The sequence below is a fragment of the Pigmentiphaga litoralis genome (assembly GCF_014651835.1).
In the GTDB taxonomy this organism is placed as follows: Bacteria; Pseudomonadota; Gammaproteobacteria; order Burkholderiales; family Burkholderiaceae_B; genus Pigmentiphaga; species Pigmentiphaga litoralis.
The window spans coordinates 1,710,527-1,726,377 of sequence record NZ_BMXQ01000001.1 but is presented as its reverse complement, the minus strand read 5'-3'; the positions used below and the strand labels follow the sequence as shown (position 1 = coordinate 1,726,377).

The 15,851-nt window shown below is 63.1% G+C and carries 14 protein-coding genes; 10 read left to right on the top strand and 4 right to left on the bottom strand.

Features of this window, described 5'->3' with window-relative positions; genetic code table 11:
* Positions 1 to 93: 93 nt before the first annotated feature.
* The 3 genes from IE116_RS07630 (at position 94) to IE116_RS07620 (ending at position 3,100) form a co-directional block, all read left to right on the top strand.
* Positions 94 to 876, top strand: a complete 783-nt coding sequence (locus tag IE116_RS07630) for a GntR family transcriptional regulator (RefSeq protein ID WP_189611234.1) — start codon at positions 94 to 96, stop codon at positions 874 to 876.
* 111 nt (positions 877 to 987) lie between these two features.
* Positions 988 to 2,028: a Rieske 2Fe-2S domain-containing protein gene (locus IE116_RS07625; protein WP_189611232.1), complete on the top strand. Its 1,041-nt coding sequence runs from the start codon at positions 988 to 990 to the stop codon at positions 2,026 to 2,028.
* Between the two features lie 262 nt (positions 2,029 to 2,290).
* Entirely contained in the window at positions 2,291 to 3,100 is an 810-nt protein-coding gene (locus tag IE116_RS07620) for a GntR family transcriptional regulator (protein ID WP_189611230.1), read from the top strand.
* A gap of 130 nt (positions 3,101 to 3,230) precedes the next feature.
* On the opposite strand, the gene IE116_RS07615 is transcribed toward IE116_RS07620, so the two are convergent.
* Both IE116_RS07615 and IE116_RS07610 read right to left on the bottom strand, forming a co-directional pair.
* Positions 3,231 to 3,608: a RidA family protein gene (locus tag IE116_RS07615; protein WP_189611229.1), complete on the bottom strand. Its 378-nt coding sequence runs from the start codon at positions 3,606 to 3,608 to the stop codon at positions 3,231 to 3,233.
* Positions 3,605 to 4,381 carry an alpha/beta hydrolase gene (locus IE116_RS07610; protein ID WP_189611227.1) on the bottom strand — a complete coding sequence of 259 codons (777 nt, stop codon included), beginning with the start codon at positions 4,379 to 4,381 and terminating at the stop codon, positions 3,605 to 3,607. The genes IE116_RS07615 and IE116_RS07610 overlap by 4 nt, the downstream gene beginning before the upstream one ends.
* A 293-nt stretch (positions 4,382 to 4,674) precedes the next feature.
* On the opposite strand from IE116_RS07610, the gene IE116_RS07605 reads away from it, so the two are divergent.
* The 5 genes from IE116_RS07605 to IE116_RS07585 all read left to right on the top strand — a co-directional run bounded on the left by IE116_RS07605 (position 4,675) and on the right by IE116_RS07585 (position 9,848).
* The gene (locus IE116_RS07605; RefSeq protein ID WP_189611225.1) at positions 4,675 to 5,688 is read left to right on the top strand and encodes a DctP family TRAP transporter solute-binding subunit; all 1,014 of its coding nucleotides are present in this window, start codon (positions 4,675 to 4,677) and stop codon (positions 5,686 to 5,688) included.
* The gene (locus IE116_RS07600) at positions 5,688 to 6,200 is read left to right on the top strand and encodes a TRAP transporter small permease (RefSeq protein WP_189611224.1); all 513 of its coding nucleotides are present in this window, start codon (positions 5,688 to 5,690) and stop codon (positions 6,198 to 6,200) included. Before IE116_RS07605 ends, IE116_RS07600 begins: the two co-directional genes overlap by 1 nt.
* 31 nt (positions 6,201 to 6,231) lie before the next feature.
* Positions 6,232 to 7,521 carry a TRAP transporter large permease gene (locus IE116_RS07595; protein WP_189611221.1) on the top strand — a complete coding sequence of 430 codons (1,290 nt, stop codon included), beginning with the start codon at positions 6,232 to 6,234 and terminating at the stop codon, positions 7,519 to 7,521.
* Between the two features lie 204 nt (positions 7,522 to 7,725).
* Positions 7,726 to 8,844, top strand: coding sequence for a porin (locus IE116_RS07590; protein ID WP_229828045.1), 1,119 nt, complete (start codon positions 7,726 to 7,728; stop codon positions 8,842 to 8,844).
* A gap of 197 nt (positions 8,845 to 9,041) precedes the next feature.
* The gene (locus tag IE116_RS07585) at positions 9,042 to 9,848 is read left to right on the top strand and encodes a DUF1266 domain-containing protein (RefSeq protein ID WP_189611219.1); all 807 of its coding nucleotides are present in this window, start codon (positions 9,042 to 9,044) and stop codon (positions 9,846 to 9,848) included.
* Positions 9,849 to 9,999: 151 nt separating this feature from the next.
* Here the strand turns inward: IE116_RS07585 and IE116_RS26115 are convergent, their stop codons facing one another.
* Positions 10,000 to 11,316, bottom strand: coding sequence for a methyl-accepting chemotaxis protein (locus tag IE116_RS26115; RefSeq protein ID WP_189611217.1), 1,317 nt, complete (start codon positions 11,314 to 11,316; stop codon positions 10,000 to 10,002).
* A gap of 14 nt (positions 11,317 to 11,330) precedes the next feature.
* A complete protein-coding gene (locus IE116_RS07575) occupies positions 11,331 to 12,053 on the bottom strand; it encodes a response regulator transcription factor (protein ID WP_189611215.1) in 723 nt (240 codons plus the stop codon).
* Between the two features lie 541 nt (positions 12,054 to 12,594).
* Here IE116_RS07575 and IE116_RS07570 point away from each other — a divergent pair.
* Both IE116_RS07570 and IE116_RS07565 read left to right on the top strand, forming a co-directional pair.
* Positions 12,595 to 14,289 carry a putative bifunctional diguanylate cyclase/phosphodiesterase gene (locus IE116_RS07570; RefSeq protein WP_189611214.1) on the top strand — a complete coding sequence of 565 codons (1,695 nt, stop codon included), beginning with the start codon at positions 12,595 to 12,597 and terminating at the stop codon, positions 14,287 to 14,289.
* Between the two features lie 31 nt (positions 14,290 to 14,320).
* A complete protein-coding gene (locus IE116_RS07565; protein WP_189611212.1) occupies positions 14,321 to 15,796 on the top strand; it encodes an HDOD domain-containing protein in 1,476 nt (491 codons plus the stop codon).
* Positions 15,797 to 15,851: the final 55 nt, after the last annotated feature.

The window sequence follows — 15,851 nt, the reverse complement described above, 5'->3', positions numbered from 1 at the left end:
CGTTGTTCGCCGCCGTGTCGCTGTATACACTGTGTATTCATCGTCAACGCCAGCCTCCATGCCGCGTTGGCAATTCACGCAGCGAGTCCGGCCATGCATCACGACACGATCAGCCCCATCGACAGCAAGACGCCCGCCACGGCGCAGGCAGCCGCCTCGCAAACCGTGCGTGCGCTGCTGGGCCTGCGTGAACTGATCCTCGGCGGCGAACTGGCGGCTGGCGCGCGTATTTCCGAACTGTGGGTGGTGGAACGCCTGGGCGTGTCCCGTACGCCGGTGCGCGCCGCCCTGATCCGCCTGCAGGAAGAAGGGCTGCTCGACGTCATTCCGTCGGGCGGCTACGCCGTTCGCCTGTTTTCGGAGGGCGAGATCCGCGACGCCATCGAATTGCGCGGCACGCTGGAAGGCCTGGCGGCCAGGCTCGCTGCCGAGCGCGGTGTGTCCGAAAGCTGGTTGCGCCACATGCAGGACTGCGTCGATCAGATCGACGAGATCCTGGCAGGCGAGCTGACCGAGGCCAAATTTTCGACCTATGTCGAAGTCAACGAGCGTTTCCACCGCCTGCTTGCCGCGGCGTCCGGCAGCAGCGTCATTGAACGCCAGCTGGACAAAGTCATGTCGCTGCCGTTTGCGTCGGCCAGTGCGTTCGTCATGGTCCAGGCCATCGACCCGGGCGGCCGCGACGTGCTGGTCCTGGCCCAGGCGCAGCACCGATCGCTCTTGCAGGCGATCCGTCAGCGGGAAGGCGCGCGCGCCGAAGCCCTGATGCGTGAACATGCCCGCATCGCGCACCACAATCTTCAAAGCGCCTTCGACAATCAGAAGGCGATGACCCGTTTGTTGGGCGGCAACCTGATCCGCCGCCCGGCGGCGTAGCCTGCGCTGCGCCGCCTTGCCATAACCAGAAGTCGTGGCCGCGCCCAAGTGCGCGGACTGCACCGGTAACCCAGCCGACCGGCCGCCGCCGGAGGCGCTACGGAGATAGACATGTTCCTGAAAAATACCTGGTACGTTGCCTGCACCCCCGACGAGATCGACGGCAAGCCGCTCGGCCGGCAGGTGTGCGGTGAAAAGATCGTGTTCTTTCGCGGACCCGACGGCAAGGTCGCGGCCACCGAGGACTTCTGTCCGCATCGCGGTGCGCCCCTGTCGCTGGGCTTCATGCGCGAGGGCAGGCTGGTGTGCGGCTACCACGGCCTGGAAATGGGCACCGACGGCAAATGCGCCAGCATGCCCGGCCAGCGCGTCGGCGGCTTTCCTGGCCTGCGCACCTTCCCGGTCATCGAACGTTATGGCTTCATCTGGGTGTGGACGGGCGAAGCCGAACTGGCGGACCCGGCCAAGCTGCACCCCCTGGAATGGGCCGAGAGTTCCGACTGGGCCTATGGCGGCGGCCTGTACCACATCAGTTGCGACTACCGCCTGATGATCGACAACCTCATGGACCTGACCCATGAGACCTATGTGCACGCGACCAGCATCGGCCAGACCGAGATCGAAGAGTCCGCGCCATCGACCAAGATCGAGGGCGAATCGGTCGTGACGAGCCGCTTCATGGAAAACGTGATGCCGCCGCCCTTCTGGGCCTCGGCCCTGCGCGGCAACGGCCTGGATGGCGACGTGCCTTGCGACCGCTGGCAGATCTGCCGCTTCACGCCGCCCAGCCATGTGCTGATCGAAGTGGGCGTGGCGCATGCCGGCAAGGGCGGCTATCACGCCGATCCCGCGCACAAGGTGTCGAGCATCGTCGTCGACTTCATCACGCCTGAAACCGAAACGTCGATCTGGTATTTCTGGGGCATGGCGCGCAACTTCCGTCCGCAAGACGAAGCGCTCACCGCCATGATCCGCGAAGGCCAGGGCAAGATCTTTGGTGAAGACCTGGAGATGCTGGAAGCGCAGCAGCGCAACCTGCTGGCCAATCCGACGCGGCGCATTCTCAAGCTGAACATCGATGCCGGCGGCGTCAAGTCACGCGAGATGATCGACCGCTTGCTGGAACAGGAAAAGCGCCCCGAAGCAGCGTGATCCGCAGCCACGGCAACTAAAGAAAATCCATGCATGTGCATGGATTTTTTTTGCGCGCATGATCGTGTCCAGCAGGCGCCTGCACCGCGAACATGACAGCCGAGCCTGCTGCCCCGGCCTGGTGCAGAAAAGCCCCGGAACGTTGAACTTCTAGGAGCCTTGGGCGGCGGCGCACTGTATAAATTATGCGCGATCGCATAAAATCAGGGGTCTGCGCGGCAAGACCTTCCTGGTCCGGCGCGGTTTTCCTGGCTCACGCACCATGTCATCGCATCTGTCGACTCAAGACCTTCCCCCGACACGCACGCTTTCGGAGCGCGCGTATCGGCTGCTGCGCGACGATATCCTGGCAGGGCGGCTGGAACCCGGTTCGAAGCTCAAGTTGCAGACGCTGCAAAAGCGCTATGGCCTGGGCATCAGTCCCATCCGTGAAGCGTTGATGATGCTGTCCAACGAACGCCTGGCCGCCAATGAAGGCCAGCGCGGGTTCAGCGTGGCGGAAGTGTCGGCAGAGGACCTGGCCGACATCGTCAAGGCGCGCCGGCACATCGAAGGCATCCTGCTCAAGGAAGCCATCGAAAATGGGGACGATGAGTGGGGCGCGGCCATTGCGGCGGCCTACTACAAGCTGGCGCGCACCCCCTTGCCCAGCAACACCAGCGATGACGAAGCCATTGAACGGTTCGAGCGCGCCCACCGCAACTTCCACCTGGCCATGTTGAGCGGCGCGCGGTCCCCGTGGCTGCTGCGCATCGACGAACAACTGGTCGCGCATTCGGAACGCTACCGCCGCATCCGCCTGCTGCACGTCGAAGGCGTGCAGTCCGCATCGGCCTACGAAACGCGTGAAGAAGACAACGTCGTGGTCGAACATGAACGGCTCATGCAGGCCGTGCTGGACAAGAACCTGCCTGCCGCACTGGCGCTGCTCGACCAGCACATTGGCGACACCGGCCGCCTGGTCGCGGATTACCTGGGCTACGACGGCAACGATGCGCCTGCCCTGGAACGCAAGGCTCCCGAGCGCAAGCCGCGATCCTCTCGCGCGCGCATGGCGGCCAGCGCCGCCTGATGAAAAAAAGCCACGCATCGCGTGGCTTTTCTTGGCCTTCATTCCTGGCCAGTTCGTGCGTCACCTGCTGTCCCTAGCAAACAGGTGACGCACGCTGCCGTGGCGCACGCTCATCGGCGCGCGCACACGCTCATTGCGCGGCCGGTGCGCCGAACGCCACGAGTTCGATTTTCATGCCTGGGACCACGAGTTGCACCGCGGCGCTCGACCGGCTGGGGTAGGGCGCAGTAAAGAACTCGCGGTAGACCGCGTCGATGGTTTTCATGTCCTTGACGTCGGTCATGTAGATCAGGACCTGGGCCACATCGGCCAGCGTGCCGCCACCGGCTTCCATGGCCTTCTGCAGATTGCGGAAGGTCAGGCGCGCCTGGTCTTCGATCGGCCCCGTGTCGATCGTGCCGTCATCGCGCACGGGTCCGGCCGACGTGAAGATCACGCCATTGGCGCGCACGGCCCACGAAAAAGGTTGGCCCACATCGGGCAGATTGACGTCGAGGACTTCTTTCATGAGTCGGTGTTCCGTACGAGTTGATCGAGGTCAGCGTACCACTGGTCCGCGGGGTCCCGCAGGGCCAGGTGCGTGTCGAAATGGGTCATGCCCGCGCGCATGGTCAACGTCGATGACGCGGGCTGCGCCGCCAGCAGACGGGCAATGCGGCGGTTCGACAGGATCACGCGTGCGCTGTCGTTCTCGCCATAGGTCAGGCGCATCGGCACCCGGTTGCCGCGGGTCCAGCTGATGGGGCTCATGACCGCGTCGTCATACCGGTCCGACAACACCGCCGTGTAGACGCGGTCGTCCAGGCTGTCGGGGGCCGGCGAGGTGTGATGCAGGTCCAGGATCCCGCTGATCGGCAGGCAACCGCGGATCGATGTGGCCGCAACGCCGGCTGCCTCAAGCGCGTCCGGCTGCAGCGCCGTCATCATCGCCAGATGGCCGCCCGCCGAATGTCCGCTCAGGTACATGCGCGTCGCATCGATGCCATGTTCCGATCCGTGCGCGACCAGATGCGCGAGCATCGCGCGACAGTCGTCGATCGGTGCGGGCATCGGGTAGTCCGGGGCCAGGCGATAGGTGGGCGCGACCAGCACCATGTTCAGGCGGGCCACCTGCGACGCCATGAAACCCGTGAACTCCTTGTAACCGTTGGTCCAGCCGCCCCCATGCCAAAACACCAGCACGGGCAGTCCCTTGGCGTCAATTGGCGCAAACACGTCGTACCGGTGCGCGGCATCGGGACCATAGGCCAGGTCACGGGTAATGACAAGGTCGTCCGGCACCTCGCCAGACCACGCAAGCGCTTGATCTGCATAGTCTTCCGCAGCTTTGAACGGAAGCGGAGGCTGCGGGGCCAGGGAGAAAACAATGCGCCGGGTCAAGGAAGTCATCCAGTCGAAAAGACGCCATATGGTGAGTCAAAAATATGGCTAGCGCAATAATTTATATTTTCCTCATAAACTTATATTGACACTCTCGTTACATCAAACAGAGAATAAAGATCAGCGGGCCGGCATCAACGCATCGTGCAACGCCGCTTCCTGTCTCGTGCATTGTTCCTCTCTGGAGTCTGTCGATGAGTCGCCCCCTGTTGTCTCTGCTGTGCACGCGCACGTTCGCCCTCGGGCTGGTCGCCGCTGCGGCAACCGCCTTGGCTGCACCCGCCGCCTATGCGCAACAGCTTGTACGCATCTCCGCAGCCTCCATCGATACGGATGCGCTGAGCAAGTCGCTGGTGACGTTCAAGGACACCCTGGAAAAGTCGGCGCCCGGCAGGTTCGACGTCAAGGTTTATCCGGCCAGCACGCTGTTCAAGCAGGGCACCGAAGTGCCGGCCATGCAGCGCGGCAACCTTGAAATGAGCACCATGACAACGTTCGAGGTCGAACAGCAGATTCCCGAATTCGCGGTGTTCAGCACCGGCTATCTGTTCCGTGACTACGGCCACATGAAAGCCGTTTTCTCGAGCCCGATCGGCGCCGAGTACTACAAGAAGGTCGAAGAGGTAATGGGGATCAAGATCCTTCAACCCTTCTACCTTGGGACCCGTCAGGTCAACCTGCGCAAGGCGCGCGATGTGAAAGGCCCGGACGACCTGAAAGGCGTGAAGCTGCGCGTGCCGGGTGGCCCGGGCTGGCTCGCCCTGGCGCGCGGCCTGGGCGTCAGCCCGACGCCCATGGCCATGCCCGAGGTCTATCTGGCCCTCAGCACCGGCACTATCGACGGCCAGGAAAATCCGCTGTCCATCATGCGCGCCAACAAGCTCGAAGAAGTCACGCAGCAGATCGTGCTGACCTCGCATCTGGTGCAGCCGGTATTCCTGGCCATGGCGCTGCCGATCTGGAACAAGCTGTCGGCCGACGACCAGGCCAAGGCTCTGGCCGCCGCCAGAGTGGCGGCCGAAGCCAATGACAAGGCCCGGATTGCCGAAGAAAAAAGCATCGTCGACGAACTGCAGGCCAAGGGCTTGAAGATTGCCCGCCCCGACACCGCCCTGTTCCGCAAGGCCGTGATGGCGCAGTACGAATCGTCGGGCCTGAAAGCCAAGTGGCCTGCCGGCATGTATGAACGCATCGACCAGGTGAAGTGATGGAGGAAGTCGAACGCACGCCGCCGGGTGCGCTCGAACGCGCCGGGCTGGGAGTGCGCCGGGTGTTCGAGGTGCTGGGCGTCGCCCTGCTCGCGCTGGTCCAGCTGACCTTTATGTACGGCGTCATCAGCCGCTATGTGTTCCAGCGGCCGGTGGAGTGGGCGGACGAAATCGTGATCGTGACCTACCTGTGGTCGATGTTCCTGGCTGCTGCGTTCACCGTCACGCTCAAGGAAAACGTGGCTTTTGACATGATTTATACGGCGTTGCCGGCAAAGGGTCAGCGCGCCATGCTGCTGGCCGGATCCGCGCTGGTCGCCATCCTGTTGGCCTGGGCGACACCGGCTGTTCATGCCTACGTTGCCTTCCTGACCCGTGAACGGACGCCCGTCCTGGAATGGCCCCTGAATGTGGTCTACAGCTGCGTGGTCGTGTTCTTTGTCGTGACGGTGGTGCGCGAACTCTGGCGCTGCGCGGTGCTGATGTCGCCCACCTGGCGCGAGCATCTCTAATGGTCTTGCCTTCCTCCGCCCAAGGCCGCGAATGAGCCATTCCTTTCTGTTGATGATCGTGGTGTTCTTCGTGCTCGCGCTGATGCGCGTGCCGTTGTCGCTGGCGATGATAGGCAGCAGCGTCGTGTACTTCATTGTCACGGGCCAGGACCTGGGCCTGATCGCCGACCAGATGATGAACTCGCTCATGAGCAGCTACGTGATGCTGGCCGTCCCCATGTTCATTCTGGCCGCCAACATCATGAACGCGGCCACCATCAGTGACCGCCTGTGGGCCGCGGCCAATGCCATCGTCGGCCGCGCGCAGGGCGGACTGGCCTACGTGTCGGTACTGCTGCTGATCGTGTCGTCGAGCATGACGGGAAGCGCGATTGCCGACGCATCGGGCGCCGGCATGATGTCGGTGCGCATGATGAAGAAAGTGGGCGGCTATCCCCGGGGCTTCGCGGCGGCGGTGGTGGCGGCTGGGTCGACGGCCGCATCCGCGATTCCGCCGGCCATTCCACTGGTGATCTATGCCTTGATTTCCGGGGCGTCGGTCGGCGCGCTGTTCCTGGGCGGACTGCTGCCCGGCATCCTGATGGGCGCTGCCCTCATGGCCGTCATCTACTTTCTGGCGCCGCGCATGAATCTGCCGCGTGGCGAAGCGGTGCCGCGCCGGGATTTGCCCAAGGTGTTCGCACAGGCCATCATTCCCATGACCCTGCCGGTGGTGCTGCTCGGCGGGATCTGGGCCGGCATCTTTACGCCGACCGAAGCGGCCGCCGTGGCCGGAGGCTATGCGCTGCTGCTCGGCATGTTCGTATATCGCGCGCTCAATCCCAAGGTGCTGTTTGCGGTGTTTGCGGAATCGTCGCGCGCGTCGGCCGTCGTGATGCTGCTGATTGCAGGCGCCTACGTCACCAACTATGTGGTGACGGCGGAAGGCCTGGACCGGATGTTCCTGGCGTGGATACAGAGCCTGGGCCTGGGCCCGGTCGGCTTCTTTCTGACCGTGAATGTCCTGCTGCTGGCGATGGGCATGCTGTTCGATACCGGCGTGTTGTTGCTGGTGGTGATCCCGATCCTGATGCCCACGGTCAAGGCGCTGGGTATCGACCTGGTCCACTTCGGCGTCGTGATCGTTATCAATCTCATGATCGGCTTGTCAATGCCGCCGCACGGCATGTTGCTCTTCGTCCTCAGCGCGCATTCGAAAACGCCCGTGGGCGAGATTTTCAAGGCAATCTTGCCCTTCATCGCCGCATTGTTGGCAGTATTGCTGTTGATGACATTGGTGCCGCAGACGGTGTTGTGGCTGCCGCAACTGTTTGGATATTGAGCTTGTGTAATCGTGCCTGATGCGGGGGGTCGGGGGGCCTTCCGCATTCCCGGAAATAACGATGTTTCCTTGGTACAGAAGCGGTTTGAACCGCTCGCCCCTGTCGGATTATTTCTTGGTCCTTGTTGTTCCTGGCACGGTTGGCGGCCATCCGGTCCGCCCATCGTCGACTTGTCCTTATCAGTTCACGATCGGAGAAATCGAGTGAAAAAGCTCACGCTTCCCTTGGCCGTCCTGGCCGCCCTGTCTGGCAACGCCGCGCTCGCCCAAAGCAATGTCACCCTGTACGGCCTGATCTCCGAAGGCTACGTCTACACCAACAACGTCGGCGGCAAGAGCATGTCCGAGATGAAGGGCAACCTGCAGCAAGGGTCGCGTTGGGGGATCCGTGGCACCGAAGATCTGGGCAATGGAAATAGCGCCGTCTTTACTCTGGAAAGCGGCTTTTCGCCGGACACCGGCACGTCGGCCCAGGGCAACCGCTTGTTCGGCCGCGCCGCCGTCGTCGGCCTGTCGAACAAGACCTGGGGTACCGTGACGATCGGCCGCCAGGCTGATGCCATGTCGCAGACCCTGCAGGGCTACGAGTCGGCCATCCAGATCGCCGCCACCGGCACCCACATCGGTGACAACGACAACCTGTTCCCGACCTTCCGTATCAATAATTCGGTGCAGTACTCGGGTCAATTCGGCGGCCTGGGTGTCAAGACCGTGTACGGTTCGTCGGACCGCGCCGGCGCTCCCAGCGACAACCGCAGCTTCAGTGCTGGCGCGACCTGGGCGCAAGGCCCCTGGGCGATCAGCGCAGCCTTGCACGACATACGTCGTCCAAGCAGCGCGACCAACGCGGCCGGCGCCGTCACGCTGGACTACGGCGCGTTCTCCCCGTTCATCACCAGCCCGGTGTCGGGTGCGGGCGTGGCGCGCCAGACCGCCAGCGGTGCAGGCGGCTCCTACGCATTGGCCGCGGGCACCAAGCTGTCCTTGCTGTACACGCACACCGAGTTCAAGTACATCGACAACACCGGCCTGAAGCTGTCGAACTACGAAGCGTCCATCACCAGCTTCGTGACGACCAGCACGCAGCTGGGCGCCGGCTACGTGTTCACCAATGGCAAGTACGACAGCAACGGCAACAAGCCGAAGTGGCATCAGGTGAACCTGGCGGCCGACTACTTCTTCTCCAAGCGCACCGACGTGTACCTGGTGGCGCTGTATCAGAAGGCAGCCGGCGACGCGCAGTTCGCGCAACTGTTCACGACCGGCCCGTCCGATTCGAAGACGCAGGCGCAGTTGATCGCAGGCATTCGCCACAAGTTCTGATCGGGTCGAGGGCGGGCCTGCCCGGATGCCGCTGCGCATCCTGGCAGGCGCGTCTCCTACGACCTTCCAAAAAAATGCCGGCACTGCCGGCATTTTTACTAGTAAATCGGTAACAAAACAGCCTACGCAGTCGCCGTAGCTCCGAGAGCGCCGTCATACACTACGCGGCAAGCTTTTTTCTCTTCTCGGATGCACGAATGCCTCAGTTGCCCTGGTACGTCTACGTACTCTTGGCCATCATTGCCGTCCTGGGATGCTGGCTGCTGCTGCCGGCACGCAAACCCCAACGCCGCGAACGCGAGACCTTCCGCCGCAGTGCTTCGGCCACGGCGGTGACCGGTGATCGCGCGCGTCAACTGCTTCCTGGATTGATCCACGCCGTCGACTTCGGCGCCACGGTGGACAGCCTGAGCACTGGCGTGAAACGCGCGCGGGTGGCCAGCGCCTTGAACGACTGGTGGAATATCGGCAGCACCGAGCAGGCGCAGTCGACCCTGGGCTGGCTGCTGCAGGAAGGCCACCGCGCGGTGTGGCCGCACGTGTGGCGCATCGCCACGTCGGAGCCGGTCGAAAACTGGACCGCGTCGGTCTACGCGATCCGCCAGAAAGTCGATCGCGACCAGATCCAGGAATACCTGAACCACCTTGCCGAGACCCTGCCGGGGCTGCAGGAGCAAGGCATTGTGCAAGCGAGCGACGACCTGGCCCGCGGCATCGTGGCCTGGGACATGAGCCGAGCGATCATGGTGGCGCGCATGTGCTACGACTGCAAGCTGATCACCGAGCCGCAGGCTTGGGAAGTCATCGCCTACGCATCGGCCGCCGTGTCGCACAGCCTGTCGTCATGGGAAGACGTGGCCAAAAGCACCGTGATCGGCCGCGCCATGTGGACGGGGCAGGGCGCGCCCTTGACCGAACTGACCGCCATTTCGGCCCAGTGCCGGAACGATCCCGCCAGCCCGTGGACGACCACCCCCTTCAAGGCGACGCCGACCGAGTTGTGACGGCGAGCGCGGCGAGCAACAAAAAGGCCGTTCCATGGAACGGCCTTTTTGTTTGCAGCGTGGGTTTGTTCTGTGGACCGGGCGTGGTCGCCGACCCTGGCTGTGCGGCGTCGAGGTGGGTCTGGCGCCGGTGCCTATTCGCCGACCGCGCTTATTCGCTGACCGTGCTCGAGAAATCGCGCACGACGTGCACGACGCGCTGCGCACCGAGGCGCATCTGCTCGATGGCCGCGCCGGCTTCGTGCGCCAGCACCACGCCCTGTTCGACTTCTTCCAGGCTGCTGTTCATGCTGCTGACCGCGGCGCGCGTGTCGATCTGCACCCGATCGACGGTGCCCGCGATTTCGGTGGTGGAGTTACGGGTGCGCTCCGCCAGCTTGCGAACCTCGTCGGCGACCACCGCAAAGCCGCGGCCCGCCTCGCCCGCACGCGCCGCTTCGATCGCGGCGTTCAAGGCCAGCAGGTTGGTGCGGTCGGCAATTTCCTTGATCGTGGCCACAATGGCGCCGATCCGTTCCGAATGCGCGCCCAGGTTCGAGACCTGGCCCGACGCGTCTTTCACCATCGACGAGATGGCGCGCATCTTGTCGACCGTTTGCTGGATGACCTGTTCGCCATTGTTGGACAAGGCCTCGGTTTCCAGCGAAATACGGTAGGCGCTGGCTGCGCTGTCCTTTTCGGCTTGCAGGCGCTTGATGCGTTCGGTCACGTCGGTCGCGAACTTGACGACCTTGATCGGGCGGCCATCGGGGTCCAGCACGGGATTGTAGGTAGCCTCAAGCCACACGGTTTCGCCGCGCTGGTTGACGCGTTCGCACTGGCCCGAGAAATGGGCGCCGGAATTCAGACGTTCCCAAAGCTGTGCATAGTCACGGCTGGCCGCGTATTCCGGTGTGCACAGAATGTTGTGGTGCTTGCCGCGGACGCCGTCCAGCGTATAACCCATGGCTGACAGAAAATTGTCATTTGCGGTCAGAATCGTGCCGTCCATGGCGAATTCGATCACGGCCATGGACCGGCCCAGCGCTTCGGACACGCTGCGCAGCATGCCCGATTCGCGCACGCGGTCGGTAATGTCGGACGCCACCTTGATGATCCTGACAATGCGCCCGGTGTCGTCCAACACTGGCGAGTAGGTCGCTTCGAGCCAGATCGGGGTGCCGGATTTGTTCAGGCGCGCAAAGCGACCTTGCATGGGCTCGCCCTTGCGCAGGCGGTTCCAGAATTCCGCATACTCAGCGCTGGCCGCGTAGTCGGCATGGCACAGCGTGCGGTGATGGCGGCCTTGCAGCTCTTCCACGCCGTAGCCCACGCTGGCCGCAAACTTGGCATTGCACCGCAGGATCACGCCGTCGGTACCGAATTCGACCATGGCCATGGATGCGTTCAGGGCGTCGTGCAGGGCGGTGTAGTGTTGGAGGTCGTTCTGTGTCTGCGCAAGTTGCGCTTTGGTCTTGTTATTGAACATGTTGCGTGGCTTTTCTACAGTTCGGATTCGATGGGAGCACTTCGGCTCAGGATCTTGACCTGGGTGATGCACATGTAGCCGACGCCATATACATTGCGCAGCTGCAGTTCGGGCGTGCCGTGGCCTTTGAGCTTCAGGCGCAGGCGGTGGATCATGGTGTCGAGTCGGTGCGGATCGTAGGCGTCGGGCGACTCGCCCAGCGCGACGATCAGCGCATTGCGGCTGACGGGCATATGGCTGCTGTTCACGAGCGCCGACAGCAGGCGGCTTTCGCCTTCAGTGACGTCGATCATGCGGCCCGCGGGCGAACAGAGCCGGCGCGCGGGCGGATCGTAGCTCCAGCCGGCGATGTCCTGGGGTGGGGCCGCTTCGACCAGTCGCAGGCGGCGCGACAGCGCCGACAATGTGGCCACCAGTTCAGCCAGCTTGACCGGCTTGGTCAGGTAATGATCGGCGCCCGCGCTCAGGCCGTGGACGCGGTCCTGGCTGCGCAGTAGCCCCGTCAGCATCATGATGCCCATGTGCGGCGCGGCAGCCCGCAGGCGTGCCACATGATTCAAGCCGTTGCCGTCGGGCAGGTTTGCATCGAGGATCAGGATGTCGGGCGCACCGCCCTGCATCAGGATGTCGAGTTCGGCAAGCGTGCTCAGGTCCCTGACCTCGTAGCCAAGTTGGGAAAGATGGTCGGCAACCGTGTTGCGCCAGTCTTCCTGATCTTCGACGATTACGACGCGCATGATGACAACTCCGACGTGCGTGGCGCGAAAAGCGTGAGCGATGAAATTTGCACGACCAAAACGACTCCAGAAGGGGCGATCGAATCTCGTTGGGAGGCCGAAACGGCCATGCTGCCAGAGATGTGGAAACTATATAGCTCATCCCATTTGGTGAATGTTCACCAATATTCACCCGTTGTTGAGCCCCCGGAAACGCTGCCGCAGCAAGTGCGTTCTCCGCCACTGGCGTAGCAGGATGTGCTTCTGTGCATTAACGGCCGAACTTGGCCCGCGCTTAGCTGTAAGAATACTTACGCATTCATCCCGACCGCGTTGTTGCGGCGCTGCACTTAAGATGCGCCTGAGCCGGGATGACCGAGCACCCTCCTTGCAGCCAGGCAGCGAACCGGGCGGTGGTCTGCGGGCAAGACGGTAACAGTGCGTGCGAATCGCTAAATATCATCGGCGCCTTGCCGTTATACGTGTGACTGGCGATCTTGCTTCGCTGTGGACCACGACAGGGCAGGCCGGTCGTCGTGATCCTTCCTGCCGCCTGTAGCCTATGCATTCTCATCTGCAAGACGTCCTTTCCCCGCCGCTCGCTGCCCTGGAGCAGGCCATCGACTTCCTCGCGCGTATCGACGCGCGTGGGCGCTTTACCTATGTGTCCGAGCCTGGGCTGGCCTTTATCGGCTATCACCGCGAATACCTGAAGATCGTCACGCTGGCCGACCTGGTGCCGGCGAACGAACAGGCGATTCTGAATGCGACGCTGGAGCGCGTGCGGCTGACCGGCGACCTGCAGCGCTGCACCCTGCATCTGGTCAAGACATTGACCTACCCGCAACTGGTCGAACTGCGGATCGTGCCGGATCTGTCGCAGCCGGGAGAATGGCTGGTGATCGCGCAGGACATGTCGGCGTGGGCGGCCAAAGAAGAACGCCTGACTTACGAAATGCATCACGACGCGCTGACCGGGCTCGACAACCTGGCGTCGGCGCGCCGCGAGATCGAACGCGCCAAGCACGAAGCCAATGCCACCGAATCGCAGCTGGCGCTGCTGCTGATCGACGTCGACGAGTACCACCGCGTCAACCAGGCCTTCGGCTACGAAGCGGGCGACCTGGTCCTGTCCGAAATCGCTACGCGCCTGAAGTCGGCCGTCCATGCGCGCGAGTTCGTCGCGCGGTGCGACAGCGACTCCTTCCTGGTCCTGCTGCGCAACATTCCCGGTCGGGCCCATGTGCAGGAAGTCGCGCGCCGCATTTCTGACGCCATCCTGCAGCCCTACACGCACCATGGGCAGAACCTGCAGCTGTCGATCAAGATCGGCGCCGTCGTGTTTCCCGATGCGGCCAATGACAACGGCCAGCTGTTGCGGCTGGCGGACGAAGCCATCGTGCAGGCGCGCAAGGAAGGCGGCAGCTCGTTCGCGTTCTATGCGCCCTACAGCCTGCCGGCCCGGACCGACACGCTCAAGCTCGAGTCCGACATGCACAACGGCATCCGGAACGGCGAGTTCTCCTTGCACTACCAGCCGATCTACGACCCGTTCGACAACTATGTGGTCGGCATCGAAGCGCTGATGCGCTGGCAGCATCCGGTGCACGGCGCCGTGCCGCCCGGCGTGTTCATTCCGCTGGCCGAGTCGGCCGGGCTGATCGGGTTCCTGGGCGACTGGGCGCTGCGCAACGCCTGCATGCAGCTCATGCAATGGGACCGCCTGGGCATCCACCTGCAATACGCCAGCGTGAACGTGTCGCCGCAGCAATTCCGCGACACCCGGTTTGCGTCGGTGGTGCGCGACGCCGTTGCGCTGACTGGCGTGTCGCCGCGGCGCATCGTGCTGGAAATCACTGAAAGCGTGCTGATGCATGATCCGCTGCACGCCAAGGGCCTGCTCGAAGACCTGGCCGAGCTCGGCATCCGCTTTGCGGTCGACGATTTCGGCACCGGCTATTCCAGCCTCGCGTATCTGCAGAGTTTTCCGCTGGCCACCCTCAAGATCGACCGGCGTTTCATTACCGACCTGCCGACGTCGCGCAACGATCAGGCGATCGTCGACGCGGTGGTCGGACTGGCCAAGACGCTGGAATTGCAACTCGTCGCCGAGGGGGTGGAAACGCAGGAACAACTTGCCATGCTCACGGCCCGCGGATGTCACTTGATACAAGGGTGGCTTATTTGCAAAGCGCTGCCGAGCGCCGAGTTGACGGAAAAATTCCAGCAAGGCATGCTGCGTACGCAGAAACAATGACATGCAGATGTCCACCTAATTGCAGTCCCTTATGCCGGATCCCCAAGACAAGAACGCAGTGATCAGGAAGCTGTGGTTGCGCATCAATGAGCGCGGCGACTTTCCGATGCTGTCGAATTCCCTGCGGACCACCATCTCCGCGATGCAGGGTAACGACTACGATTTCACTGCGCTTGTCCAGGTCGTGCTGTCCGACTTCACCCTGACGCAACGCGTCATCCGCCTGGCCAACTCCGCCATGTACATGGCGTTCGGCGGCAACATCACGACCGTGTCGCGCGCGTTGATGGTCCTTGGGATGGAAGCGGTGGGGCACGTGGTGCTGGGCCTGAAGCTGGTCGACCACTTCCAGCAGTCGACCACCCGCCGCATCGAAGCCAAGATGGAATTGAACCGCACCATGCTGGCGAGTCATGTCGCCCGCAAGGTGAGCGAATCGCGCGACGTGCTGGTTGGCGAAGAAGCGGTGGTGTGCACGCTCATGCGTCAGCTGGGCAAGCTGCTGTGCCTGTTCTATCTCGAAAACGAATGGAACCAGATCCGCGACCACGCGACGCGCGAAAATTGCGATGAAGAATTGGCGTGCGTGGCCGTGCTGGGAATCTGCTTCGAAGAATTGGGCGAAGAAGTGGCCGAGCGCTGGGGCTTGCCGCCGATCATCCGCGAAGGGATGAAGGCGTTCGAGGCCGATCCCGACGCGGACCCGGACGTGCCGATTTCGGGCGCCACCTGGTTGCAGGCGATCGCCAGCTTTTCCACCAAGGTCTCGCACGACATGACGCTGCCCAGCGCCGATGCGATGGCGCGTGCGCAAAGCCTCAAGCGCACGGCCCTGGAATACGGCAAGCTGCTGTCGGTGCCGCCGTCGGTGCTGATGGACATCGTCACCGGCATGGAACGCGAGCAGGAAAGCCAGCAGTTCATCAAGGAAATCGACGAACTGCGCATGCAGTCGGCGCTGGCCGAAGGCGACGCCGAGCAGAATATTCGCTTTGGCCTGGACGACCTGCGCTCGCTGCCGTCTGAAAACGCGCTGGCGCCGGTATTGAGCATGGCGTCCGAAACGGTGCTGGCCAGCCTGCGGCTGTCACGCACCATCGTGTTCGTACGTGATGCCCGCAGCAATGTGTTCCAGGCCAGGATGGGCCTGGGCCCGCATACCAACGATCTGCTGCCCGCCCTGCGCTTTGATGAATCGTTTTCGGTGGATGTGTTCCACCTGGCAATCAGCAATTCGATCGGGATCTTCATCGAGAACGCGCGCGACCCGAAATTCAGCGCGCACATTCCGCCCTGGTTCAAGCGCCTGCTGCCCGACGCCGAAGCCTTCGTGCTGTTGCCGGTCGTGACCGACAACCATCCGGTGGCGCTGATCTACGGTGACTGGAACAAGGTGGACGAGGTCCGCAAGATCCTGCCGCATGAAATGAAGGCGCTCAACGAACTGGCCAATGAGTTGGGCCGGTTTTTCCGACACGCATCGACGGGCGTGGTGGCGCCGCTCTAATTCCTGCACCGCTGCGATGGCGACGCAGCCGTGATGACTGCGCCGCCGTGATCGC